The sequence below is a fragment of the Priestia megaterium genome (assembly GCF_041941685.1).
GTDB classification, from domain to species: Bacteria; Bacillota; Bacilli; order Bacillales; family Bacillaceae_H; genus Priestia; species Priestia megaterium_C.
Map to the genome: position 1 here is coordinate 4464961 of NZ_CP130958.1, position 26137 is coordinate 4491097.

Below are 26137 nucleotides of genomic sequence, written 5' to 3' on the forward strand. Positions count from 1 at the left end.
CAGTATATATTCGCTTTTCTTTTTATTCGCTATATACTTTATTAACATTCAAATAGAATAAGACTGACTGTGTTAGTCAGCCCTATTCTTTTTAAAAACACTCTTATTTTTTGAACTCAGTCATTGGGATATATCCCATATCTTCTACTTGCTTAGCAAAGTCTTTACCAGCTACATAGTCAATGTACTCTTTTGCACCATCTTTTGGCTCACCGTTTGTAATCATATACTCATAAGACCAGAACGGATATTTTTTAGAAACAATATTTTCTGTTGTTGGCTCCACACCATCAATATTAAGCATTTTTAAACTTTCTTTTTTATCGCCAATTAAATACGACATAGCAAGGTAACTTACTGCTCCTGGCGTTGAGTTTACTGATTGCTCAACCGCTCCGTTTGAATCTTGAGCTGTACCAACGCTGTCATTTACTTTTGCTTCACCCATTAATGTCTTCTCAAATGTAGCACGTGTACCAGATGATGCTGGACGGTTGATTACGTTAATTTTTTCATCGTTTCCGCCAACTTCTTTCCAGTTTTTAATTTCGCCAGAGAAAATCTTTTGAATTTGCTCTTTTGTTAACGATTCTACTTTTACATCTTTATTTACAACAAGTGCGAACCCAATGCCCGCTACTTTCGTATCCACAAGTTTATTTGCTTTTGATTTATCTTCGATTTTATCGGCTGCTGGAACGTCAGAATTACCAATGTCAACTGCTCCTGATGCTACTTGGTTAACACCAGTTCCACTACCTCCACCTTGTACCGTTACTGAAAGGTTTGGATATTTTTCAGTAATTCCATTCGCTGCTTCTTCTGCAAGTGGTTGTAAAGCTGTAGATCCCGCCGCTGTTAACGTACCTGACACTTCTTCTTTGCTGCCCGAACCACTGTCGTTGCTTGCTCCGTCTTTACCACATGCTGCTAGTGCTCCTACCATTAAAAAAGCTGCTAATGTTACTTTAAAACCCTTTGTTTTCATTACATTACCCTCCAATAAATATATGTGTAATTAGTACTAGTCCTTTGTACTCGAACAACAGGTACAAGACACATTATACGAGTAGATTGTTGTCTTTATATGAAGTGAATTTTAAGTTACTGTAAACTTACTTATTTGGGGTTTATTTTTTCTTATTTCTATGAAAATCCTTGATATATAAGACTTTCTGAATATTACTGTAGAAGATACAAAAGAAAGAAAGCGAAAACGTAAATTTTATGTAAATAAAGCGTTAAATAAATTTACATAAATCTCTTTTTTTAATACAGTGTAAATCCACTATCAAGCCATATTTTTCAATTTATTAGTACTTTTTGTACATATCAAACAGAAGATTCCATCCAAAGCATAAATAGAACAGATATTCCCATAAAAAAAGAAGGCTGCGATAGCCTTCTTTTTATTCATCACCTACGCGGCGAATCTTAATATCACTTAATAATTCATTGATAACATGACCGCCCATAATTAATCCTGCTACAGATGGAACAAAAGCATTAGAAGATGGGGGCATTTTTGCTTTGCGAATTTGCGCTTGATCGTTTCCTACTTCTTTGCGAACTTCTTCGCGAATAACGATTGGACGTTCATCAGAAAAAACGACATTAATTCCTTTGCGAATTCCTTCTTTACGCAGACGAGTACGAACCACTTTTGCAATCGGATCTGTATGTGTCTTTGAAATGTCTGCAATTTTAAAACGTGTTGGATCCATTTTATTCGCAGCACCCATACTTGAAATAATCGGAATATCACGTTTTAAACATTCTTTCATTAAATGAATCTTATACGAAATCGTATCGGATGCATCCACTACGAAGTCCGGTTTGTAACTAAAGAACTCTTCATATGTTTCTTCTGTATAAAACATTTGAAGAGAAACGACGTCACAGTCCGGGTTAATATCTAAAATACGCTTTTTCATTAATTCTGTCTTGGGCTGACCTACCGTAGAAAGCAGCGCGTGAATTTGACGATTTACGTTTGTAATATCAACGTCGTCTTTATCTACAAGAATTAAACGCCCTACTCCTGACCGAGCCAAGGCCTCAGCAGAAAATGATCCTACTCCTCCTATCCCTAAGATAGCAACTGTGCTGCCTTTTAAAGTAGCTAGCCCTTCTTTTCCTATCGCCAGTTCATTACGCGAAAACTGATGCAACATGTTAAAACACTCCTCTATTAAATACACCAACGTGTATGATTAATTCAAATAAACAACGAAATTGACTATACCATATTTTTAGCAAAACGAACATGAGCATTCGTTATTTATCCATAAAAAAACTCTATGCAAATAATTACATAGAGAATTTCTTATATGTATGCTAGTCCCGATCGTGCCGTCTCGAGTGCCTTCGTTTTGAACCCGCTCTCGGCAGGTGGGTGCTCTGCTTTAACCATTGTAAGTCCTCGAGATGAGGCATGTACGCTCGTTAAAAACTTCGAGCTCCCAAGCAAAAAATTGTTCGGTCAAAACTGGATTAAGGACGAACACATCAGGACTATTTAGTTCTTGAAAGTATCTTATCACAGAAAAAATCACTTTGCAATTAATAAGTAAAACAAAAAAAATTGAGCCTGTCATGTTCCAGTGACAGGCTCGATTTAACAGACGGTTCAATCGATTACGCTTCTGTTTTTTGCTTTTTTACCTGTAAATGCAGCTCGTCTAATTGCGCTTCACTTACTTCACCAGGTGCGTTTGTTAATAGACAGCTTGCACTTGCTGTTTTAGGGAAGGCAATTGTATCACGCAAGTTTGTGCGTCCTGCTAGAAGCATAACCAAACGATCAAGACCTAACGCAATTCCGCCGTGAGGAGGAGTACCGTATTCAAATGCTTCAAGTAAGAAACCGAACTGCTCATATGCTTCTTCTAATGTAAACCCAAGCGTTTTAAACATTTTTTCTTGAATATCACGCTCGTAAATACGTAAAGATCCTCCGCCAAGTTCGTAACCATTCAATACTAAGTCATATGCTTGTGCACGGACTTGTCCAGGATCGCTTTCTAACATTGGTAAATCTTCACGAACTGGCATTGTGAATGGATGATGAGCCGCGTAGTAACGGTTGTCTTCTTCGTCATGCTCAAGAAGAGGCCAATCTGTTACCCATAGGAAGTTAAATTTCGTTTCATCAATAATTCCTTGTTCTTTTGCAAGCTTTAGACGAAGAGCGCCAAGTGCATCTGCTACAACTGACTTTTTATCAGCTACAAATAAAAGTAAATCTCCTTCTTCCGTTTGAAGAGCTTCAGCAAATTGCTTTTGCTCATCTTCATTGAAGAATTTTGCAATCGGTCCTTTTAAGCCGTCAGCTTCAACTTTCAGCCATGCTAACCCTTTAGCACCGTAAATTTTCACGAACTCTGTTAGAGCATCGATATCTTTACGTGAATAGCTAGAAGCGGCACCTTTTACGTTAATTGCTTTTACTTCTCCGCCGTTTTCAACTGCTGCGCTAAATACTTTGAACCCGCAGTCTTTCACAAGCTCTGATAAGTTGACTAGCTCCATTTCAAAACGTGTATCCGGCTTATCTGAACCGTAGCGACTCATCGCTTCATCATATGAGATGCGCGGGAAAGGCGTCGTTACATCTAAATTTTTTACGCGCTTCATTACTTTAGACATCATTTCTTCCGTCATTGTCATGATGTCCTCTTGAGATAAAAATGATGTTTCAATATCGATTTGAGTAAATTCAGGCTGACGATCTGCACGCAAGTCTTCATCGCGGAAGCAGCGAGCAATTTGATAATAACGCTCAACTCCGCTTACCATTAACAGCTGCTTAAAGATTTGCGGTGATTGAGGAAGAGCATAAAACTCCCCTTCGTGCACGCGGCTTGGCACAAGATAATCACGCGCGCCTTCTGGCGTACTTTTCGTTAGAATAGGTGTTTCAACATCTAAAAAGTCATTTTGGTCTAAGAAGTCACGAATTGTTTTTGTAATGTCATTGCGCATTTTAAGCGTGTTAAACATCTCAGAACGTCGAAGGTCTAAATAACGATATTTTAATCGAACATCTTCTGATACTTCCGTTTGATCCGCAATAGCAAAAGGAGGTGTTTTGGCTTTGTTTAATACCGTAATCTGCTCAGCGTGAACTTCAATTTTACCTGTTTTTAAGTTCGAGTTAACGGTTCCCTCTTCACGAGCCACAACAGTTCCTTGCACTTCCAGTACGAATTCATTACGTACATCTTCAGCAATTTTTAGCGCTTCAGCAGATTTTTCAGGATTAAATACAACCTGTACAACTCCGCCGCGGTCGCGTAAATCAATAAAGATTAATCCCCCTAAATCACGGCGTTTCTGAACCCATCCTTTTAATAGAACTGTTTCGCCAGTTGCTTGTTCTGTTACATCTCCACAGTAGTATGAACGTTTTGTCATCATGGTTCCCCCTTATACTTGTTCTTGCAAATAGCTGACCAATTGCTCAATTGATACTTCTTGCTGTTCGCCAGATTCCATATTCTTTACGTTTACAACTTGTTTTGCTAGCTCATCTTCACCTAGAACAACAACAAATTTTGCTTGTACACGATCAGCTGCTTTGAACTGAGCTTTCATTTTTTTATCTTGATAATCTTTATCAGCTACAAAGCCTGCGCGTCGAAGCGTATTTACAATTGAAACGGATTTTTCTTTTGCTTCATCGCCCATGGTTACTACATAGCAATCTACGCCTGTTTCTACCGGAAGCTCAATTCCTTCTGCTTCCAATGCAGATAATAAGCGTTCGATACTTAAAGCGAATCCGATACCCGGTGTTTCAGGTCCGCCGATTTCTTGAATCAGCCCATTATAACGGCCTCCGCCACAAAGAGTTGTAATGGCGCCAAATCCTTCTGCTTCACTCATTAGTTCAAATGCTGTGTGATTATAATAATCTAACCCGCGTACTAGCGTCGGATCTACAACATAGTCAATGTCTAAATCGGTTAAGTACTGCTGTACTTTTTCAAAATATTCTTTTGAATAGTCGTTTAAATAATCAAGAATAGACGGCGCTGTAGCCATCAGCTCATGGTCACGATCTTTTTTACAGTCTAAAATACGAAGAGGATTTTTCTCCAATCTGCTTTGGCAGTCGCTGCAAAACTCTCCAATGCGAGGTGCAAAGTGGTCAATAAGCGCTTGACGGTGAGCTTGACGACTTTCTGTATCTCCTAAACTGTTAACAACCAACTTTAATTTTTTCAATCCAAGCGATTGGTAAAAGCTCATTAACAGGGCAAGAACTTCAGCATCAATAGCAGGATCATTTACCCCTAATGCTTCTACACCAAACTGAACGAATTGACGGAAACGTCCCGCTTGAGGTCGTTCATAGCGAAACATAGGACCAATATAAAACAGCTTGGTTGGCTGCGTTGGATTTCCAAACATCTTATTTGAAACAAATGATCGTCCAACTGCAGCTGTTCCTTCTGGACGAAGCGTTAAGCTGCGGTCACCTCGATCTTTAAATGTGTACATTTCTTTTTGCACGATATCTGTTGTTTCTCCCACTCCGCGCAAAAATAATTCAGTGTGTTCAAACATTGGTGTACGAATTTCTTGGTAGTTGAACGCACGGCAGATTTCTCTTGCTCGCTGTTCAACAAACTGCCAATATTCTACTTTGCCCGGTAAAATATCTTGTGTGCCTCTAGGTATTTGAACTGACATAACGTGATATGCCTCCTATATTTAAAATTTACAATACAAAAAAACTCTCGCCTCTACTATTTTTCCATAGTAGGGACGAGAGTTGATCTCACGTGGTACCACCCTAATTGAAACATATGACATGTTTCCACTCATTTCGTTAACGCACGAACACGTTCATCTCCTACTAAGTTTCCCTTTTCAGAGTGAAGCCTCCTGAGTGTTCTTTCATAAAGTCATCATGTAGAAATGCTTGCAGCCTAAGACATTTCCTCTCTAGCCATGTGTCATCTTTACTACTTTTCTCGATCTTTGGCTTATCAATATAAAAATGTTATACATTCATTTTAATTTAGCAATTGCTTTCTATATTACGAATGAAATGAGCAGTTGTCAAGCACCTTTCATGTTAAGAGCGGTCTAATTGTTTTCTTAGTTTCTGAATATCTCGAAGCGTTAAACCAAATTCAGAAGCCAATTCAAGGGACGAAGCTTCACTTTCTCTGTCAATAAAATCATGAAAATGAATGCCAAATACCGGATTTACCTGGTGAAATGATTGTTCACCTTTTTCACTAAACTTCATCGTTTCTTCCTCCCTGCCTACACTTACTTATCCTTTTATTAGCATTGCCCAAAAAAGATGTTTTTACATAAGAGAAAGGATTTTTTTTATTTTCATCGAATACTCTATTTTGTTATAAAAAGGAGGTCTATCTATTCGCCATCTAAACATGAAGTCTGTATCTGTTTTGGCTGCAAGTATCCTTTTGTTACTGTGCTCTTCCTCATTTGAGCGCCCAAACGTACCGGTGCATCAACCCATTATTGTAACAGCTGACTCTCTTCATGTACGGAGCGGTCCAGGACGTTCATTTTCAATTACAAATAAATTGACGAAGAATACAAGACTATCCGTTTCAGACCGTCAAGGAGATTGGTATTATGTAGAAAGCTCGGATATTCAAGGATGGGTGTTTAAAAAATTCACGAAAACCGTAGCGCTTCGCAGCGTTCAGCCTAGCATGCAGGTAGCGCAGCGCCAGCCTGTTTATACGCTGAGTAAAAGCTTGCGGCACCTAAAGAGCAAAACAATTATTATTGATGCAGGCCATGGAGGAAAAGACAAAGGAGCCATCGGCACACAGGGCACATATGAAAAAGACCTCACTCTCCGAACAGCACTTATTTTACAAAACAAACTTCAAAAAGAAGGCGCACACGTCATTTTAACCCGCACCCATGATGAGTACGTTCTACTTTCACAGCGCACGCTGCAATCGACTAAAGCAGATGCTTTTATAAGCATTCACTACAACAGTACGAACAGCTCACAGCTAACTGGCCTTATGACGTATTATTACCATCAGCATCAGGACAGTCCACTCACACATTCTATTCATCAGTCCCTTATTAATCATGCAAAATTGAAAGACAAAGGAGAACGTTTTGGAAACTATTATGTTCTTCGCGAAAATACACGTCCGAGTACATTAATTGAACTGGGCTTTTTAAGCAACGAACGGGAAGAAACGTATATTAATTCCATCAGTTATCAGCAAATGATTACGTCCGCTATCGCTGAAGGATTAAATCACTACTTTCAAAGCAAAGAAAAAACGCAGACTCATCTGTGAGCCTGCGTTTTTTCTTTGCTTTCTACAATAAGCGTGACCGGTCCGTCATTTGTAAATGATACGTCCATCATTTCACCAAATGCGCCGGTTTCTACTCGAACATTTTTTTCTGATAATACTTTATTAAAATAGTTGTAAAGCGTTACAGCATGATCTGGCCTAGCAGCTCCCATAAAGTTTGGTCTTCTGCCTTTTCGGCAATCTCCATACAGCGTAAATTGAGATACCGATAAAATTTCTCCTTCTACATCTAGAAGCGACAAATTCATTTTGCCAGACTCATCATCAAACACTCGCAAATTCACAATTTTATCCGCTACATACTCTGCATCAGCTTCAGTATCGTCATGGGTGATGCCCACTAAAAGCATATATCCGTGCTTAATCTCACCGACCGTCTCACCTGCAACAGTTACTTTTGCATTCTTTGCTCTTTGTACGACTACTCTCATGTATAACGACCTTTCTTAATGCATAATTCGGCGAACTGAATAAATGTCTCGAAGCTGCTTAATGCGCTCAACCACTTTATGAAGGTGACTGATGTTATGAATAGAAATTGACATATGAATCGTAGCCATTTTGTTTCGATCCGATTTTCCTGAAACGGCTGAAATATTCGTTTTAGTCTCGTTTACAACCTGCAGAACTTCATTTAGTAAGCCTCTGCGGTCGTATCCGGAAATTTCAATTTCCACGTTAAACTCTTTGCCTTCTTTAATATGTGTTTCCCACTCTACAGGAATAAGGCGGCTTTCCGCATCATCTGTGTGAACGTTTAAACAATCTGCTCTATGAACAGATACTCCTCGCCCCTTTGTAATAAAACCAACAATCTCATCTCCAGGAACTGGATTACAGCATTTAGACAAGCGAATCAGCATGTTCTCTACACCCGGTACGATAACCCCAGAATCTTTTCGTTTATGCTGGCGAACACGCTTGGCCGCAGTATCGCGTGCAATATCATCAATTTGGATCTCTTGTTCTTGATCGCGCTGCTTTCTCCACTTCTCAGTTAAACGATTAGCTACTTGAGCCGCAGTTAATCCGTTATACCCAATAGCTGCATACATATCATCTTCGTTTGAGAAATTAAACTTCTCCGCTACTCGTTTGATATTATCAGCTGTTAATACTTCTTTTAAGTCAAACTCCATTTGACGAATTTCTTTTTCAACCAGCTCTTTGCCTTTTTCAATATTTTCATCGCGGCTTTGCTTTTTAAAGAATTGGCGAATTTTATTTTTGGCTTGAGACGTTTGAGCAAGCTTTAACCAGTCCTTGCTTGGACCATACGAATGCTTAGACGTCAAAATTTCGATAATGTCCCCCGTTTTCAAACGGTAATCAAGCGTAACCATCTTGCCGTTGACTTTTGCTCCAATGGTTTTATTTCCGATTTCAGAATGAATACGATAGGAAAAATCAATTGGAACAGAACCCGAAGGAAGCTCAATGACGTCGCCTTTTGGCGTAAAAATGTAAACCATGTCAGAAAACAAATCAACTTTTAGAGATTCCATAAACTCTTCTGCATCGTTTGCGTCATTTTGAAATTCTAAAATTTCTCTAAACCACGTCAACTTTTCTTCAAATGAAGCATGCTCAGCTGTTTTTCCCTCTTTGTAAGCCCAGTGAGCAGCAATTCCATACTCAGCAATTTGGTGCATGTCAAACGTTCGAATTTGAACTTCTAACGGATCACCTTTTGGTCCGATAACCGTCGTATGAAGAGACTGGTACATATTTTGTTTTGGCATTGCAATATAATCTTTGAAACGTCCTGGCATTGGCTTCCAGCACGTGTGAATAATTCCTAACACCGCATAACAGTCTTTAATGCTATTTACAATAATGCGCACAGCTAGTAAATCGTAAATTTCATTAAACTGCTTGTTTTGCAGTGCCATTTTACGATAGATGGAATAAATATGTTTTGGACGTCCTGAAATTTCAACTTTAATCGACACTTCATCTACTTGCTCTCGAACTTCATCAATAACTTCAGCCAAATACTGCTCGCGTTCCGCACGCTTTTTCTTCATCAAATTTACAATGCGATAATATTGCTGAGGATTTAAGTAACGTAAAGCTGTATCTTCAAGCTCCCACTTAATTTTTGAAATACCAAGACGATGAGCAAGAGGAGCAAAAATTTCAAGCGTTTCATTTGAAATGCGTCGCTGTTTTTCCTGCGGTAAATGTTTTAGCGTACGCATGTTATGAAGACGATCCGCAAGTTTGATCAGTATGACTCGAATATCTTGAGCCATTGCTACAAACATCTTGCGGTGATTTTCAGCCTGCTGCTCTTCTTTAGACTTATATTTAATTTTTCCCAGTTTCGTTACGCCGTCTACTAACATTGCTACTTCTTCATTAAAAGCTTTTTCTAAATCTTTTAGTGTTATCTCTGTATCTTCAACCACATCATGTAGAAATCCAGCTGCAATTGTTGCTGGATCCATATCTAGATCAACTAAAATTCCTGCGACTTGAATCGGGTGGATAATATATGGTTCACCCGACTTGCGATATTGTTCTTTGTGAGCTTCTTTTGCAAAATCATATGCTTTTTGTACAAAAGCCACGTCTTCTTCACTTAAATATCGCTTCGTATTGTCAATGACCTGTTCCGCTGTTAGGACTTGCTCATTTGCCATGAAATCACCTTTTATCAACTAGCATTTTTAATTCATATTGTAACTATTATCTTGAAAAAATCCAAGGATGTAAAGCCTTTGCGTTTAATTTATCAAATTTACATCATTTCCATTTTACGTATTAACGTTTTTTAACGAAAAAAGAGCACCTGTATCAGGTACTCTTTTTTATGTGATCGTTCTTCTTAATACGTCATTAATGTGAATACATCGTAACCGTCCAGTTTGTCACGGCCGTCAAGGTAAGAAAGTTCAATTAAGAACGCAGCTCCAACAACAATTCCACCTAATTCTTCGACAAGCTTAATTGTCGCTTCAATTGTACCGCCTGTTGCTAATAAATCATCTGTAATCAACACGCGCTGACCTGGCTTAATTGCATCTTTGTGAATCGTTAATACGTCTTTACCGTATTCTAAACCGTAATCTACTTTGATTACTTCACGCGGTAATTTTCCTTCTTTACGAACAGGTGCAAAACCGATACCTAACGCATATGCTACTGGACAACCAACGATAAATCCGCGAGCTTCTGGCCCTACAATAATATCAACTTGTTTATCATTCGCATATTTTACAATCTCATCCGTTGCGGCACGGTATGCATCACCATTGTCCATTAATGTTGAGATATCTTTAAATGTAATACCTGGTTTTGGCCAGTCAGGTACAATTGTAATATAATCTTTAAAATTCATTCTAATGTTGCCTCCTCATTCAATCGAACGCTTAAAAATATCTTGAAATTGATTTTTAAGCTGTACATATGACGTATAAATAAAGTTTTTTTCTATTTCAATCTGCTGCTGCTTTTGGCGATAAGTCGCAGATTCTATTAAATCACGTTTCGCAGAATTTTTCACTAACGAAATTAAGCCATTGTTTATTGTAACAAATTCTAACTCAAAAAACACCTTTGCTATAAAATCAATCGTTTCTTTTGACCAGCCCTTATGAATCGCTAAATCTTCTTTGTAGCGTTTTAAATCAAATGGACCCTTTTTCGCTAAAAAGCCGTAAAACCATTTAAAATGATCGCGAGTTGGGATTGTATCAAAATAATGGTCTTCTTCCGTTAAGAAAATAGCGTATATTCTAGAAGGGATACCTTTAACAAACAAACATTCAAGCCACTTCTGTGAAGGAGGCAAATCTAATAAAACGATCTGTTCCCCTGCAAACATACATGCTTTTGCCTGTTCTTCATCTTGAATAAGAACAACATGCTCCATCGGCAGCAGCGACTTGTATTTATCAATTGTTGAAGCGTGAAAAGCAACAACTTTCATTTGATCCGTAAATACCTGCTGAAAGAAACGTTTGACATCAACTGCACTGCGATAATCAAACATCTGCCATTCATCCACAGAAATATCTTCCACCATCAGCTGCGGCTTGCGCATATTATTCCACTCATTAATAGATAGTTCACCTACTAATGATACTTTAGCTATAGGAGATAATTCATCTAATATATAGCCTAACCCAAATCCTACTGCATCAACCGATACCCCGCTGTCTTCAAATACGAGTTTTAAATGATTTTTATTAGCACCAATTTTCCGCATAGATGTTGTATGAACATCTTTAATGAGAACTTTTGGCTTCGGGTTATGCATACCAAATGGAGCAAGCGCACTCATTTGTTCAATGTTTTCCAGCGTAATTTCCTCTGTTGTGCATACTGTATCAACTGATGTAATTGGAATAAAATCCTGTTCGGTTAACACGTTGCTTGCTTGTTCATTAAGACGTCTGCGCAGCTCTTCTACATCATCGCTGTTTAATGTCATGCCGGCTGCCATTGGATGCCCTCCAAAATGCGGCAAAATGTCACGGCACTTAGATAAGTTCGCGAATAAGTCAAAACCTTCGATACTTCTTGCTGAACCTTTGGCAATACGGTTTTCAGAGTCCATACTTAGTACAATTGTTGGTCTATAGAATTTTTCTACGAGCCTAGAAGCGACAATTCCAACAACGCCTGCATTCCATCCTTCTCCCTCTACAATAAGAACGCTGTTTTCATCCGGAGGATACATACTCTCAACAAATTCAACGGCTTCCTCTGTAATATCGTTTACGATTTGCTGCCTTTCCTTGTTTAACGCATCAATTTCTTTAGCTAAGCCTTTTGCCTCTTCAGCATTTGTCGTCATAAGCAAATGAACAGCTGGATCGGCATCTTGAAGACGTCCTACTGCATTAATGCGAGGAGCCATCGCAAATCCAATTGTATCCTCATTAATTTCTTCACGTTTTACTCCACATACGCTCAGAAGCGCTTCAATTCCGGTGCGCTTCGTGAGCTTGAGATAGTCAAGACCTTTGCGAGCAATTAAGCGGTTTTCGTCGACTAAAGGAACTAAGTCAGCAATCGTCCCAATTACTGCTAGTTCTAACAAATGTTCCGGAAGCTCCCCTAACAGCGCATGAGCGAGTTTAAAAGCGACTCCTACACCTGCCAGTTCTTTAAATGGATATGTACTTCCAGGCAGCTTTGGATGAATAATTGCATAAGCATCCGGCAAAACCGGCCCCGGCTCGTGGTGATCAGTAATAATTAAATCAAAGTTTAATTCACGTGCATACGCAGTTTCTTCGACTGCCGAAATACCTGTGTCTACCGTAATCACCAGCTGATAGCCGCCTGCGCTTATTTTATCAAATGCCGCCTTATTCGGCCCATAACCTTCTGTAAAGCGATTAGGAATATAAAAATCAACATCAGCGCCAAGCTGCTGTAAAGCAGATAACATAACAGAAGTGCTGCTGACTCCGTCAGCATCGTAATCTCCATAGATCATAATTTTTTCATTATGATCAATTGCTTGCTGAATACGAGCTACCGCTTTGTCCATATCGTGCAATAAAAACGGATCGTGGAACGTTTGTGCATCAACGTGTAAAAACTCACGTGCCGCTTCTACTGTTGTCATGCCTCTATTAAGTAATAACGAAGCTACTAGAGGTGTAATATTGAGGTTTTCTACAAATTCATTAACAAGTTGTTCATCACATTCTTGAACATTCCAACGTTTTTTTGACTGTAACATGTCTCTTCACCCCTTAACCCACATTATTATACTAGAGTGGATGAAATGGAGCAACGAAAGAAAATAAGCACATTTTTCTGACAGTACGGCTTGAGTTTTCACGCACAAAAAAACGTGCGAACACTTCGCACGTTTTTGAATTACTTGCTTTCTACTTCTTTTTGTTCCTCACGCTTCAACTGTTTTCCTTTCCACACAAGCCATAGCTGAGCAGCAATAAACACAGATGAATATGCACCAAGGATTAAACCTACTAACAGGGCAATTGAGAAGTTTTGAATCGATTCACTTCCGAATAGAAGAAGTGCTACAACTGCAATTACAACTGTTAAAACGGTGTTCATTGAACGAGTAAATGTTTCACGCAAACTTAGATTTACGATAAACGCTAAATCGTCAAACGTTTTGGATTTAAATTTCTGCATATTTTCACGAATGCGGTCAAACGTAACGATCGTATCGTTAATTGAGTAACCAACAATCGTCAAGACAGCAGCAATAAACGTTAAATCAACCTCTAACTTCGTTAAGCTGAAGACCGTAACGATAAAAAACGCATCATGCAACAGAGCAAGCACGGCTGCAAGCGCCATGTAAAATTCAAATCGAATCGTTACATAAATGATAATTCCGATTGAAGCAATTACAATCGCCATCATTGCATTTTTCGCTAGTTCTTTTCCAACTGTCGGTGAGACGGTGCTCACATTTGGTTCAGAACCGTATTTATCTTTAAAGTGATCTTTTAAATTGGCAATTTCTTTTTTATTCAAGACCCCAACTACACGTACGACACCCGTATCATTACTTTTCCCTGTAATAACTACGTCATCCGTTTTGATATCGAGAGACTTCATTTCGCGCTGTATCTCAGCCTGCGTAACGGTATGATTTGCCGGAATCTCTATGCGAGTTCCGCTCGTAAAGTCAATACCGAGGTTCAGCCTGAACACGGCAACCGAGATAATACCGATAATGACGAGCACACTTGAGAACGTGAAAAATGCTTTACGGTATTTAACAAAGTCAATTTTATCCCACGCTGTAGGTAAAACGGTTGTGCCGTCGTCTTTGCTTAGGTCGTGAATTTGCTCTTTCTTCACGCCAAAGTAGCCTGGTTTTTTATCAAACCAGCGGCTGTTTACTAAAAGGCTCATTAATAATCGCGTACCGTATACGGCCGTAATAAAGCTTAGCACAATCCCGATCATTAACGTTGTAGCAAATCCTTTTACTGAACTTTGACCATAAAAGAACAATACAAGAGCCGCTAGCATCGTTGTAATATTGGCATCAAAAATGGTGGCAAGAGAGCGACGATTTCCTGCCCGGTATGCCGATATAACAGACCTTCCTGTTTTGAGTTCATCTTTAATCCGCTCGTAGGTAATAATATTTGCATCTACTGCCATACCTACGCCGAGAATAAGAGCCGCGATACCTGGAAGCGTCATAACCACATGCATCAAGTCAAATACAACTAAGTTCAAGTAGATATAAAAACTGAGTGTAATAATGGCAATAAGCCCCGGTAAGCGGTAGAAAAACAGCATGTATAGGAAGATAATTCCGATGCCGATAATACCCGCTAATATAGTCGTATGAAGAGCTTCTTCTCCAAACTGTGCTCCAACGGATGTAGAGTATAGCTCATCCAATTTAACCGGCAGCGACCCAGCATTTAGCAATTCCGCCAGCTGCGTTGCACTTTTCACGGTGAAGTTCCCACCTGAAATCTCAACATCTGGCTGTGTTAACACGCTGCTAACAGAGGCTGCAGATAGATACTTCGGATTTTTTTTTGTCGCTTCTTTTTGGTACGAGTCTTTTCCTTCTTCATAATCCAGCCAAATGACAATTAAATTGTTAGGTGCTGGTTTTTGAGAAAGCTCTCGCGTGATCTTTTCAAATTTTTTCGCATTTTTTAATTTTAGTGAGACGCTAGGCTGATTGCTTTGGTCAAACGATTGCTTTGCTCCGCCTTGCGCTAAGTCTGTACCATCCATCAGCACCTTATCGTTTACGTCACGGAACGTTAAGTTTGCTTGAGTTGATAACAGATCCCTGGCTTGCTTTTGATTCGTGACACCAGCTAGCTGAACGCGGATGCGGTCGTTTCCTTCAATTTGAATGCTGGGCTCACTAACTCCCAGTACATCGACACGTTGACGGAGCGCTTCAACCGTGCTGTTAAGTGCCTTTTTGTCAATGACATCGCCTTTTTTAGCTGGACTGACTTTATATAAAATTTCAAATCCACCTTGAAGGTCGAGGCCAAGTTTAATATCTTTTGTAATTCCAGTCATCGTTGTTCCGATTGTACTAAACACAAGCAGTACTAAGAGGAAAAAGGCAACGATACGTCCTCTTTTAACCATCGACAGAAAATCCTCCTTCTTATGTAAAAAACATGAAATGATAACAATAGATAAATGACCAATCTAATTATCATTCATAACCTAATGTCTGTCAAATAAAGACCTTATCAAATTTTAATACATGTATTTTACAAGCTCTACTTTAATAATTCTTTCCAGTCTTCTCCATTATTAACACTTGAGAACATATCAGATTTATAAGATTCAATTGTTACATAGCTCATCACCTGCGTGATCTTAACAGATAAAATATCATTTACAACTTGATGGAGAGATAGCTCCTTTTCTTTTTTCCATTTTTTCATTTCTAAATAACTCAATAAATCGTTCTCCGTTACTTCTTCATATCCAAGCATATGAAATTCTTCCATTTTGCTGGATAAGACAGGCTGTATAAGTTCTTTCGAAGCTGAAATAAATGGATGTGTCATATCGATCCTCCTTTCCGTTTGACATTTTGCGTAAAATTTCTTTCTCGTATGAGGAATACTTGTCATGCTTGGACACCGGGGGCGCATATATTCACTGTATAAACCTCAAGAAAGCAGTGAGTATATGTCTAAATTTTTACAGGGAACTATTATTTTAATAATTGCTGGCTTAATTACACGTGTACTCGGGTTTGTCAATCGAATTGTGGTGGCTCGAATGATTGGAGACGAAGGTGTGGGACTTTATATGATGGCGGTCCCCACGCTGGTATTAGTAATCACCTTAACACAGCTTGGGCTACCGGTTGCCATATCCAAGTTAGTGGCAGAAGCAGAAGCTTTAGGTGACAGGCATAAAATAAAAAAAATACTTGTCGTCTCTTTAAGTATTACGTGTACGCTGAGCGTTTTATTTACGCTCGGATTAATATTATTCGCTCCCGTTGTAGCAAAAACCTTCTTTACAGATTCACGTACGATCTATCCGCTGCTTGCGATTATTCCAGTTATTCCAATCATCGCCGTCTCGTCTGTCATCCGCGGATATTTTCAAGGAAAGCAACAAATGAAGCCTGCCGCTTATTCTCAAATTATCGAACAAGTGGTGCGCATTACGTTAATTGCCGTATGTACAAAAGCATTTTTGCCTTATGGAATTGAGTACGCTGCGGCTGGCGCTATGCTATCTTCCGTATTTGGAGAACTAGCTTCACTGTTTTATATGGTGTTTATGTTCAAGCGAAAGAAGAAAATAACAGTAAGACGAAAATTTTTTGCTTCTTTACATGCAGGCAAAGATACGTTCTTTGACTTAATGCGAATCGCTCTTCCCACGACAGGAAGCCGCATGATTGGGTCAATTTCTTGGTTTTTAGAACCGATTGTAGTAGCTCAAAGTTTAGCAATTGCAGGAGTAGCGACAGCTGTAGCAACGAAGCAGTACGGGGAATTAACAGGCTTTGCACTCCCTCTCCTGATGTTGCCTTCTTTTGTAACGGTGTCTCTATCCACTTCTTTGGTTCCCGCAATCAGTGAATCTCTTGCACAGAATCAAATGAAACAAATCGAATATCGGCTTCATCAAGCTCTCCGCTTGTCGTTTGTAACAGGCGGGCTGGCCGTTGTTGTTCTTTATGTATTTGCTAATCCGGTAATGGAATTGATGTATGGTTCTGACAAAGCTGCTATTTTTGTCAAAGTAATGGCGCCTTTTTTTATCTTTTATTACTTTCAAGGGCCGCTTCAAGCTGTTCTGCAAGCGCTAGACCTTGCAAAAGCCGCCATGATTAACAGTTTTATAGGAGCAGCGGTCAAAACATCTCTTATCTTCTTACTCGCAACTCAGCCCAATCTAGGCATTATGGGAGCTGGCCTTGCAATTGTTGTGGGAATGATGCTTGTCACTCTTTTACACCTGTCTACCGTCATGAAAAAAATTACGTATAAGCTTCATGTGTTTGAGTATCTTCGCAGTTTTTCTGTAATGGGAATATCAGGTTTTACCGGACACTTCGCTTATATGAATCTTTTCACTTCCATCCCTTTGAGCTTACGAACCGTTTTATCAATTGCACTTACAAGCGTTGTATACGTACTGTTTTTGCTGCTTTTTAGACTGATAACAAAAGAAGAATTAAACCGTTTTTCTGTTTTACGCTATTTTAAACGAAAATAAAACGCGGATCAATCCGCGTTTTATTGTTTCACATCCACCAAATCTATAAAAAATTTTTCGTTGTCGTAGCTGCAATATGAAATCTTATCTAAGTTTGAATACCCTAGCTTTTCCAGCTCTGCCTTTAACCATTCCGTCGTTTTATGTTCATGCAGCAGATGCTCTTCTTGAATAATGCCGTCGATGATAAAAGGCAAATTCAAATTGCCTTTTTCACCTGATTGCTGATCTTTTTCAAACACGGATAGCCTTCCTGAAGATTCTAAAATAGCAAATTCAACATCAGCTACATTTTTTATATTTTTATCTCGCAGCTGCACGAGCAAGTCATTGAAGTTATATCGCTGCCTTTTCATTTCATGTTCGTTTATTTTTCCATTTTCAATGATAATACTAGGTTTGCCATCAATAAAATTTCGCATTCGATTGCTTTTAAGAGACCATATAGCTAAGCCGATTTGAATAATGAGAAGCGTTAACATCGGAAGAATTGAATACAGCAAAGGATCTTTTGGGTTTTCGATAGCCATTACTGCCATTTCAGCAATCATAATAAAGACAACTAAATCCAAAATGCTCAGCTCTCCTATTTCCCTTTTACCCATGACGCGAAAAATAATTAAAACTACTACATATAAAAGCACGGTTCGCGCAACCATGATCAATAGTTCCACCGCAAAGACCTCCTTTATGTATTCTCTTGTAGTTTGTACCATTTATTTCAAAATAGCCTTACTTTTATGCGTCTATTTTGAAGTCATCCCGAATATGCTCGTACTAAGGGTTCACCTATCTTTTTATTTCATGAGGGGGAAACAAGTTGGGTGCAAAGCGAATGAGCAACGCTGTATTTGCAGGAGTAGCAACAATCTTAGTGATGGCTTTAGCGATTAGCATTATCTTTTCGCTTATTTTAAAATTCACATCGCTTGAAGAACAATCCGTACGTTTATTTTTACTTATTCTCTCATTTATTACACTGTTTATCGGAGGATTTATCGCGGGAGGCCGAAACGGTTCAAAGGGACTTCTCGTTGGAGGAGCCACTGGTGTTTCTTATTCTTTTTTAATGTTTTTACTACAATTTCTCGGCTATAGTCACCTGTTTTCTGCACAGCAGCTTTTATTTCACGCTGGATTTATTGGAGTCGCTATTCTCGGGGGAATTGTTGGCGTAAACATTGCCGGTTCACGAGAAGCATAAAAAAACGTCACGTACATGTACGTGACGTTTTTTTTTATTAATCTACGCTTCTTACTTCACGAATAGCATTGCGGTCAAACGTTAACTTTGAACCGTCAGTGCTGCGAACCACAACTTGTGACTCATCAATTGCGTCTACCAAACCGTGCATACCGCCAATTGTAACAACCTTATCACCTTTTTTAAGTGCTGATTGCATTTGCTGTAGGTTTTTTTGACGTTTTTGCTGTGGACGGATTAACAAGAAATAGAAAATGACAAACATTAAAAGTAATGGCCAAATATTTTGTAAAACACCCATGAAAACTCCTCCTTTTATTTATATTATCAACAGGTACTCATTCATAAATTTGATGAAAATTCCTGTAGTGACCTAGAAATTCTTTGCATCCGGGCCGTTAAACCCATATTTTTCAAAGAACTCATCGCGGAAATCGCCAAGTCGGTCTTCGCGAATGGCTTCACGGACTTGCTCCATTAAGTTTAGCAGAAAATATAAGTTATGGTAAGATGTTAAACGAATTCCAAACGTTTCATTACAACGAATTAAGTGGCGAATATACGCTCTTGAATAATTTTGACACGTGTAGCAGTCACAGTTTGGATCAATCGGACCGAAGTCTTCTGCATATTTTGCATTTTTAACAACAAGACGACCTTCGCTTGTCATAAGCGTTCCGTTACGTGCAATACGCGTTGGTAATACGCAATCAAACATATCGATCCCGCGAATCGCTCCATCAATTAACGAGTCAGGTGATCCCACTCCCATTAAATAACGTGGTTTGTCGGTTGGTAAATATGGCGTCGTAAACTCAAGCACACGATTCATTACATCTTTTGGTTCTCCAACTGACAGCCCTCCCACAGCATAACCTGGGAAGTCCATTGAAACTAAATCAGCTGCACTTTGACGGCGTAAATCTTCAAACTCTCCGCCTTGAACAATCCCAAAAAGACCTTGGTCTTGAGGGCGGCTGTGAGCCTCAAGGCATCGCTCTGCCCAGCGGCTTGTGCGTTCAACTGAGCGTTTTAAGTAGTCATATTCTGCTGGATAAGGTGGGCATTCATCAAATGCCATCATAATATCAGACCCAAGCGCATTTTGGATGTCCATCGCTTTTTCTGGAGATAAGAAAAGCTTGTCTCCATTCAAATGGTTGCGGAAATGAACGCCTTCTTCTTCAATACGGCGCAAATCACTTAAGCTAAAAACTTGGAAGCCGCCTGAATCCGTTAAGATGGGACGATCCCAGTTCATAAATTTATGAAGGCCTCCCGCTTTTTTAACAATTTCATGACCTGGACGAAGCCATAAATGATACGTATTACTTAAAATAATGCCTGCCCCCATTGCTTTTAAATCTTCTGGAGACATTGTTTTTACTGTAGCTAATGTGCCTACTGGCATGAAAATAGGCGTTTCAAATGAGCCGTGAGGCGTATGGACAATCCCTAAACGCGCTCCTGTTTGTTTACAAGTTTTTATATGTTCGTAACGAATTGCTGTCATTGATGTATTCCTTTCATGTTAAATTACAAAATTAGCATCGCGTCGCCGAAGCTGAAAAAGCGATACTTCTCTGCTACAGCTTGTTCATAGGCAGAAATAACGTTTTCTCTTCCTGCTAAGGCACTTACAAGCATAATGAGCGTAGATTTTGGAAGATGGAAATTTGTAATCATTCCATCAATTGCTTTAAATTCATACCCTGGGAAGATAAAAATATTGGTCCAGCCTGAAGAAGCAACAAATTTGCCGTTATGCTCAGTTGCAATCGTTTCAAGGGTACGGGTAGAAGTTGTGCCTACTGAAATAATGCGACCGCCTTTTTCGCGTACGCTGTTTAGTAAAGCAGCGGTTCCTTCACTCACTTGATAAAACTCTGAGTGCATATCGTGCTCTTCTAAGTCGTCAACACTGACTGGACGGAATGTACCCAATCCAACATGAAGCGTTAAAAATGCAATATGCACACCTTTTTCTTTTAACTGTTCAAGCATCTCTTCTGTAAAGTGAAGACCTGCTGTTGGCGCTGCTGCAGAACCTTGTTCGCGAGCAAAAACCGTTTGGTAGCGCTCTTGATCATCCAAGCGCTCTTTAATATAAGGCGGCAGCGGCATTTCTCCCAGTTGTTCTAGAACCTCATAAAAGATGCCTTCATAGTTGAATTCTAACAAACGTCCGCCTTGGTCGCTCGTTTCTTTACATACAGCTGTCAGACGTCCGTCACCAAACGAAATAACCGTGCCTTCTTTCACTCGCTTAGCCGGTTTTACAAGCGTCTCCCACGTATCGCCTTGTGTTTGTTTTAAAAGCAATACTTCAATATTAGCACCTGTATCTTCTTTTATCCCAAATAATCGTGCAGGAAGAACACGCGTGTCGTTTAACACTAAACAATCTCCTTCTTGCACATAATCAAGAAGGTCATGAAACATATGATGCTTCACATTTCCTGTTTCTTTGTTTAATACCATGAGTCTTGACGCATCTCGCTGCTCAAGCGGCGTTTGGGCAATCAATTCTTCTGGTAAATGAAAATCAAATAAATCTACTTTCAAAATGTTCACCTGTTTCTACTTAATTATTTAAATTTGCCAATTACATAAAAAATAAGTGATAACACAACGCTTACTAGAATACATGTCACAATCGGGAAATAAAAGGTTGTATTTCCTTTTTTGATAAAAATATCGCCAGGAAGCTTGCCAACGAACTGCCATAACAGCCCAATGACGACTAAAATGCCTCCTAATGTGATAAGCATCTTAGGCATATCATTCACTGATCAGGCACCTCCAGCTGAAAATGATCATAAACCAAAGGCGTCACAATTCGTCCTCGCGGCGTTCGCTGCAAAAAGCCGATTTGCAATAGATACGGCTCGTATACGTCTTCAATTGTGTGAGATTCTTCACCAATAGTAGCCGATATGGTGTCTAACCCTACAGGTCCGCCTCTAAATTTTTCGATAATCCCTCTTAATAATTTATGGTCAATATGATCAAGACCTAAACGGTCCACCTGCAACATTTCTAATGCTTCGTTGGCAAGTCTTTCGGTTATGGCTCCGTCCCCTTTGACCTGAGCAAAATCTCTGACTCTTCTAAGCAAGCGATTCGCAATACGCGGAGTTCCCCTAGCACGCCTAGCCATCTCAAACGTAGCTTTCTCATCAATCTCTACATCTAAAATAGCGGCTGTCCTTTCTACTATCGAAGCAAGATCTTCTTCTTGATAATATTCTAAACGGCTTAAAACGCCGAAGCGATCACGCAAAGGAGAAGATAAAAGCCCTGCTCTTGTCGTTGCACCTACTAGCGTAAACGGAGGCAAATCCAGACGGACGGAACGTGCACTCGGTCCTTTTCCAATAACAATATCTAAACAGAAATCTTCCATTGCTGGGTATAGTACTTCTTCAACCGAACGATTTAATCGATGAATTTCATCAATAAAAAGCACATCTCCAGGCTCTAAGCTGGTTAAAACTGCGGCTAAGTCGCCTGGACGCTCAATAGCTGGTCCTGAGGTCGTTCGGATTTGCACGTCCATTTCATTAGCGATAATAGTAGCAAGAGTTGTTTTCCCCAATCCTGGAGGACCATATAAAAGCACGTGATCTAACGTTTCGCTTCGCATTTTGGCAGCTTTAATAAAAATGTCAAGATGGGATTTCACTTTATGCTGACCAATGTACTGCTGTAAGGTTTGCGGCCGCAAACTTTGCTCGATGATTTCTTCTTCACCAAGAACATCTCCCGTTACAATACGATCGTCCATTTTACTCCTCCCTTACTTATTGTTTCAATAATCGTTTTAACGCTTCTTTAATATACTGATCCGTTGTCATCGTTTCCTTCATTAAAGCCGGCACAATTTTTTTGATTTCTCTTTCTGCATAACCTAATACTTTAAGTGCTTCAATCGCTTCATCGAGTGCTTCTGAACTTTGAGATTTGACTTCTTGTGCGTCCAAATCTGCAAATAAAGAAGGAACGGCATCTGGTACAATATCATGCAGCTTTCCTTTTAAATCTAGAATCATCTGTCGAGCTGTTTTTTTACCTACTCCTGGAAACTTAACTAAAAACTTCTCGTCTTCCTCTTCCACAGCTTGGACAACCTGCGCTGGATTACCTGACGCTAAAATAGCTAAACCGCCTTTTGGGCCGATTCCTGACACGCTAATTAACTTCATAAATAAATCCTTTTGTTCTCGGGAAGCAAACCCGTAAAGTGCAATTACGTCTTCTCTTACATATTGATAGGTGTAAACCGTCTTGGGTTGTTCATCAATTGAAAATACATATGGATTCGGCGTAAAGACTTGATAGCCTATCCCGTTGTTTTCGATTACTACATACTCAGGATTTATATATGTAACAGTGCCTTTGATATAATCAAACAATAAGCTCTCTCCTTAATCACGTACGCGCGGGCAGTGATCTTCAACTTTGCCTACGAAGAATCCTGCCCGCATCGTTCTCTATTTTCCTTTAAAGCTGCTTTTTAAAAAGACGTTCAAGAGAACGTTTGCCTCTTTTCATCTTTGTCAACCTATCTTTACAATATCTGCAAAAAACAGAACCGCACACTTCTATTGATGAATGACCTTTTAAAATATATACAATACTAGACTGCTGAATACCATTTTAACATATCGCCAAAAGCAAATAGAAGCAATTTAGAATGTTGAATTCAATAATTATTTTACCATACTAAAAAACGGCTGCTTGATTGAAAGCGGCCGCTGCTGGAGCTGATAGATTTTATAGAAATTAATGAGGGAAAGATATTCATCTTTTGATTGAACGCGAATACCTTTCTTTAATTGTTCATGCTGATAGCTCTCAAGCCTTTTGATGTCAATTTGAAAAAACGATTGTATAATGTGCTGCGACGAAGCTGGTTTGCCTTCAAATGCTGAGAGAATACCGTTAACAGAAAGCCCTACATAACCGTTTTCTTTTAAAATAGGTGAAATATCGTCTATGCTTGTTCTAAAAACTAGCTCTTGATCCGTTTCTTTAAGCAGTCGCCAATTTTTATATTTTTTTATTAATTGTTTTTTCGTCATAGAAGGGCTTTTGATCATCTCTTGACTTACGACTCCATCCACGTACACGCGCTCAAGAAATAATGTCATCGGCTCCTTTTCATTCGCATCTGCACGGTATGGCATTATACAAAGCACAATACTTACTAGCATTAAAAAAGCTGCTTGATGAATGACTTTCTTCACTCACCTTCACCTCACACGTTAATCATACTCTTTTTAGTATTATCTAAAAAGGTTTTGTGAAAATCTACACTAATAGTTTGACCTACTTATTTTCTTTTATCCTCTTATTTTATGAAGCAAATCCCTTTTACGATATTATGTTAAGAAAACATGGAGTATTTGTTACATTTGCACACTTTTTGTAAAATTTTCTCTTGAACGTTTTAATTAAATTTTCGCAGGGTATGTACATAGTGGAAGTAATTGTAAGGACTTCTATTATCTATTTTCACAAAAAAGGGAGCTGAAGTAATGAGAATGAATAAACGTGTAGTCGGAACTTTTTTTTCAGAGAAAGAAGCTTTAGATGTTATCCATAATTTAAAGCGTCAAGGTTATCGAGAAACAGACATTATGGTTATTTCTAACAGTAAAAGCAATACATTTCAAATAGGTCACGATACAAATGTAATTATTGAAGCTGGTTCACCTGCCGTAAGTTCATTAGCTGGCGTCATGATGGATAACTTTTTTACCATGATGACAGGCGGCATGGGCCTCAAACAAGGAAACGGCTTGAAATCAAAATTAATCCGCATGGGCATACCAGACTTCTCAGCCGTGCAGTGCGAGACAGATGTAGCTGCTGGTAAAATTCTAATCTTGATAGATGTCGTAAGCTCTGAACAAACTCCAGCGTACGGAACCTATACGGAACACAACGAGCATAGAGCCGTCCAACTACGTGAAGAAAAATTAGATGTCTTAAAAGAACGCGTCCAAGTCGGTGAAGTAAAACTCCACAAAAAAGTAATAGAGGAAGAAAGAACTGTACACGTTCCTGTTACGAGAGAAGAGTTTTATATTGAACGTCGCCCTGTAGTTGACGGAGACTATAACGCTGGGCCACTTACAGAAGATGAAATTATTCGTGTTCCAATCATGGAAGAACGAGTGGAAATAACCAAAAGACCAGTTATTGTTGAAGAAGTAATTATAGGAAAAAAACTTATTCAAGAAACAAAAGAATGGACTGAAACAATTAAGAAAGAAGAAGCAAGCGTAGAACCTGATGGACTTGCGAGCCCTGAAGTATACGAAAATATGATGAACTATACAGACCATACTTACGCTCAAGTTTCTGCAGCTCTAGCAAGCGACGTGGAAGCTGAATACGAAAATAGTCAGACAACTAACAACGAGAAGCCAAACACACAAGCTAATGAGACAAGCTCTTCTGCAAAAAATGTAAAAAATACAAAGAGTGTCGCTACGGCACCAGCAGATACGAAAAAAAGAGAAGGTCGCCTCAAACAAAATGAAACTAACGCTCAAAAGGAAGAAGCGGAATCCAAAACAACAAACAAATCTGCTTCTAACAAGAAAAATTAATAGTTACATGTTCGAGGAAAAGCTGCCTGGCTTCAATGGCAGCTTTTTTATATGTCTTCTCATCAAAAAAACAGCCGTCCTTCACAGACAGCTGCTTCTTCATTTAACGATGTTTATGATTGACATTCTCATCGACTGATTCAAATAGACCATTGAAATTAGTTTGAATCGTATTTCGGTCTTTTCCATTTCGAATATCGTCATCAAGAGAGCGAGCGTTCATAAATACATCATGATCTACTTTTACTTGAACATTGTAGTCCTTTGCAATAGGCTTTACTTTATCGAGCACGTTTTGTTTTAAACGGCCGTTATTTATGTCTTTGGCCGGATCTACAGCAACTAATAGCTGATCTCCACGGACAACGGCGCGACTATTTTCTACACCTTTAACGCTTGCAGCCCGATCAGCCACTTTTTCCGTAAAGTCTCTTGGATAATCTTCACCATAATACATATTAGCAACGCCATTTGTACGATCATTTGTATTATTGATGTTTCCATAAGGGTTTGTCGGATTGTCAAAACGTCCATCACTTACGTTTAACGGATAATTAGGTGTTCCATTCCCATCTAAAACTTCAGTCATTGGACCTTTCGGATTATCTACGCGATGTTCATTCGCTTTTTCATTTGTATGATACCCAACAGGCTGTGTCGTATCTGTATAGCGCTGTTCCATACCTTGGTCTTTGTTATTGCAAGCGCCAAGTCCCATCATACATGCAAAAGCTAAAGAAGTTGCTACATACCTATTCAACATAATCGCCCCCTAATTTAAGCTCTATTTACTC

Annotated in this window: 24 protein-coding genes, 1 other RNA gene and 1 other annotated feature; of the genes, 4 read left to right on the plus strand and 21 right to left on the minus strand. The window is 39.1% G+C overall.

The features are described 5' to 3' along the window. Positions 1-103 precede the first annotated feature (103 nt). From Q5794_RS23710 to Q5794_RS23735, 6 genes are all read right to left on the minus strand, one after another. A complete protein-coding gene (locus Q5794_RS23710) occupies positions 104-988 on the minus strand; it encodes a phosphate ABC transporter substrate-binding protein PstS family protein (RefSeq protein WP_214984253.1) in 885 nt (294 codons plus the stop codon). A gap of 421 nt (positions 989-1409) precedes the next feature. Further along, a complete protein-coding gene (locus Q5794_RS23715; RefSeq protein ID WP_013059302.1) occupies positions 1410-2174 on the minus strand; it encodes a ThiF family adenylyltransferase in 765 nt (254 codons plus the stop codon). 162 nt (positions 2175-2336) lie between these two features. Then, positions 2337-2518: non-coding RNA, 6S RNA (ssrS, locus tag Q5794_RS23720), on the minus strand. 119 nt (positions 2519-2637) lie between these two features. Continuing rightward, positions 2638-4416 (minus strand): aspartate--tRNA ligase, encoded by a 1779-nt coding sequence (gene aspS, locus Q5794_RS23725; protein ID WP_214984629.1) that lies wholly within the window; start codon positions 4414-4416, stop codon positions 2638-2640. Between the two features lie 12 nt (positions 4417-4428). Then, positions 4429-5697 (minus strand): histidine--tRNA ligase, encoded by a 1269-nt coding sequence (hisS, locus tag Q5794_RS23730; protein ID WP_214984252.1) that lies wholly within the window; start codon positions 5695-5697, stop codon positions 4429-4431. 68 nt (positions 5698-5765) lie between these two features. Continuing rightward, positions 5766-5998, minus strand: a binding site (T-box leader). A gap of 87 nt (positions 5999-6085) precedes the next feature. Further along, positions 6086-6262, minus strand: a complete 177-nt coding sequence (locus Q5794_RS23735) for an RNA polymerase subunit sigma-70 (RefSeq protein ID WP_215054941.1) — start codon at positions 6260-6262, stop codon at positions 6086-6088. A gap of 166 nt (positions 6263-6428) precedes the next feature. Between Q5794_RS23735 and Q5794_RS23740 the strand changes: the two genes are divergently transcribed. Continuing rightward, positions 6429-7313 (plus strand): N-acetylmuramoyl-L-alanine amidase, encoded by an 885-nt coding sequence (locus tag Q5794_RS23740; protein ID WP_251033868.1) that lies wholly within the window; start codon positions 6429-6431, stop codon positions 7311-7313. On the opposite strand, the gene dtd is transcribed toward Q5794_RS23740, so the two are convergent. From dtd to Q5794_RS23770, 6 genes are all read right to left on the minus strand, one after another. Beyond that, positions 7304-7765 (minus strand): D-aminoacyl-tRNA deacylase, encoded by a 462-nt coding sequence (dtd, locus tag Q5794_RS23745; RefSeq protein ID WP_013059307.1) that lies wholly within the window; start codon positions 7763-7765, stop codon positions 7304-7306. The genes Q5794_RS23740 and dtd overlap by 10 nt on opposite strands. Before the next feature lie 15 nt (positions 7766-7780). Then, a complete protein-coding gene (locus Q5794_RS23750; RefSeq protein WP_014458138.1) occupies positions 7781-9979 on the minus strand; it encodes a bifunctional (p)ppGpp synthetase/guanosine-3',5'-bis(diphosphate) 3'-pyrophosphohydrolase in 2199 nt (732 codons plus the stop codon). 185 nt (positions 9980-10164) lie between these two features. Further along, positions 10165-10677: an adenine phosphoribosyltransferase gene (locus Q5794_RS23755; protein ID WP_013059309.1), complete on the minus strand. Its 513-nt coding sequence runs from the start codon at positions 10675-10677 to the stop codon at positions 10165-10167. A gap of 15 nt (positions 10678-10692) precedes the next feature. Next, positions 10693-13035 (minus strand): single-stranded-DNA-specific exonuclease RecJ, encoded by a 2343-nt coding sequence (recJ, locus tag Q5794_RS23760; RefSeq protein WP_214984249.1) that lies wholly within the window; start codon positions 13033-13035, stop codon positions 10693-10695. Positions 13036-13175: 140 nt separating this feature from the next. Continuing rightward, positions 13176-15413: a protein translocase subunit SecDF gene (secDF, locus tag Q5794_RS23765; protein WP_374988479.1), complete on the minus strand. Its 2238-nt coding sequence runs from the start codon at positions 15411-15413 to the stop codon at positions 13176-13178. A 137-nt stretch (positions 15414-15550) separates the two neighbouring features. Then, positions 15551-15844, minus strand: coding sequence for a post-transcriptional regulator (locus Q5794_RS23770; RefSeq protein WP_025750585.1), 294 nt, complete (start codon positions 15842-15844; stop codon positions 15551-15553). A gap of 124 nt (positions 15845-15968) precedes the next feature. On the opposite strand from Q5794_RS23770, the gene spoVB reads away from it, so the two are divergent. Next, positions 15969-17519, plus strand: a complete 1551-nt coding sequence (spoVB, locus tag Q5794_RS23775) for a stage V sporulation protein B (RefSeq protein WP_192996520.1) — start codon at positions 15969-15971, stop codon at positions 17517-17519. Between the two features lie 20 nt (positions 17520-17539). Here spoVB and Q5794_RS23780 read toward each other — a convergent pair whose 3' ends face one another. Then, a complete protein-coding gene (locus Q5794_RS23780) occupies positions 17540-18178 on the minus strand; it encodes a DUF421 domain-containing protein (protein ID WP_192996519.1) in 639 nt (212 codons plus the stop codon). 161 nt (positions 18179-18339) lie between these two features. On the opposite strand from Q5794_RS23780, the gene Q5794_RS23785 reads away from it, so the two are divergent. Continuing rightward, entirely contained in the window at positions 18340-18723 is a 384-nt protein-coding gene (locus Q5794_RS23785; RefSeq protein ID WP_013085105.1) for a TIGR04086 family membrane protein, read from the plus strand. A 37-nt stretch (positions 18724-18760) separates the two neighbouring features. On the opposite strand, the gene yajC is transcribed toward Q5794_RS23785, so the two are convergent. From yajC to Q5794_RS23820, 7 genes are all read right to left on the minus strand, one after another. Continuing rightward, positions 18761-19024 carry a preprotein translocase subunit YajC gene (yajC, locus tag Q5794_RS23790; protein ID WP_374988480.1) on the minus strand — a complete coding sequence of 88 codons (264 nt, stop codon included), beginning with the start codon at positions 19022-19024 and terminating at the stop codon, positions 18761-18763. A 72-nt stretch (positions 19025-19096) separates the two neighbouring features. Further along, the gene (tgt, locus tag Q5794_RS23795; protein ID WP_013059317.1) at positions 19097-20236 is read right to left on the minus strand and encodes a tRNA guanosine(34) transglycosylase Tgt; all 1140 of its coding nucleotides are present in this window, start codon (positions 20234-20236) and stop codon (positions 19097-19099) included. Positions 20237-20259: 23 nt separating this feature from the next. Further along, positions 20260-21288, minus strand: a complete 1029-nt coding sequence (gene queA, locus Q5794_RS23800; RefSeq protein WP_192995729.1) for a tRNA preQ1(34) S-adenosylmethionine ribosyltransferase-isomerase QueA — start codon at positions 21286-21288, stop codon at positions 20260-20262. Between the two features lie 23 nt (positions 21289-21311). Continuing rightward, positions 21312-21512, minus strand: a complete 201-nt coding sequence (locus Q5794_RS23805; protein WP_013059319.1) for a DUF2905 domain-containing protein — start codon at positions 21510-21512, stop codon at positions 21312-21314. Continuing rightward, on the minus strand, positions 21509-22510 hold the full coding sequence (ruvB, locus tag Q5794_RS23810; protein WP_192995727.1) for a Holliday junction branch migration DNA helicase RuvB: 1002 nt from the start codon (positions 22508-22510) through the stop codon (positions 21509-21511). The genes Q5794_RS23805 and ruvB overlap by 4 nt, the downstream gene beginning before the upstream one ends. 16 nt (positions 22511-22526) lie before the next feature. After that, positions 22527-23138 carry a Holliday junction branch migration protein RuvA gene (ruvA, locus tag Q5794_RS23815; protein WP_013059321.1) on the minus strand — a complete coding sequence of 204 codons (612 nt, stop codon included), beginning with the start codon at positions 23136-23138 and terminating at the stop codon, positions 22527-22529. 297 nt (positions 23139-23435) lie between these two features. Continuing rightward, a complete protein-coding gene (locus tag Q5794_RS23820; protein ID WP_374988481.1) occupies positions 23436-23972 on the minus strand; it encodes a BofC C-terminal domain-containing protein in 537 nt (178 codons plus the stop codon). Positions 23973-24263: 291 nt separating this feature from the next. Between Q5794_RS23820 and Q5794_RS23825 the strand changes: the two genes are divergently transcribed. Next, positions 24264-25343 carry a YsnF/AvaK domain-containing protein gene (locus Q5794_RS23825; protein ID WP_374988482.1) on the plus strand — a complete coding sequence of 360 codons (1080 nt, stop codon included), beginning with the start codon at positions 24264-24266 and terminating at the stop codon, positions 25341-25343. 103 nt (positions 25344-25446) lie between these two features. Here Q5794_RS23825 and Q5794_RS23830 read toward each other — a convergent pair whose 3' ends face one another. Further along, entirely contained in the window at positions 25447-26106 is a 660-nt protein-coding gene (locus Q5794_RS23830; protein ID WP_013059324.1) for a YhcN/YlaJ family sporulation lipoprotein, read from the minus strand. Positions 26107-26137: the final 31 nt, after the last annotated feature.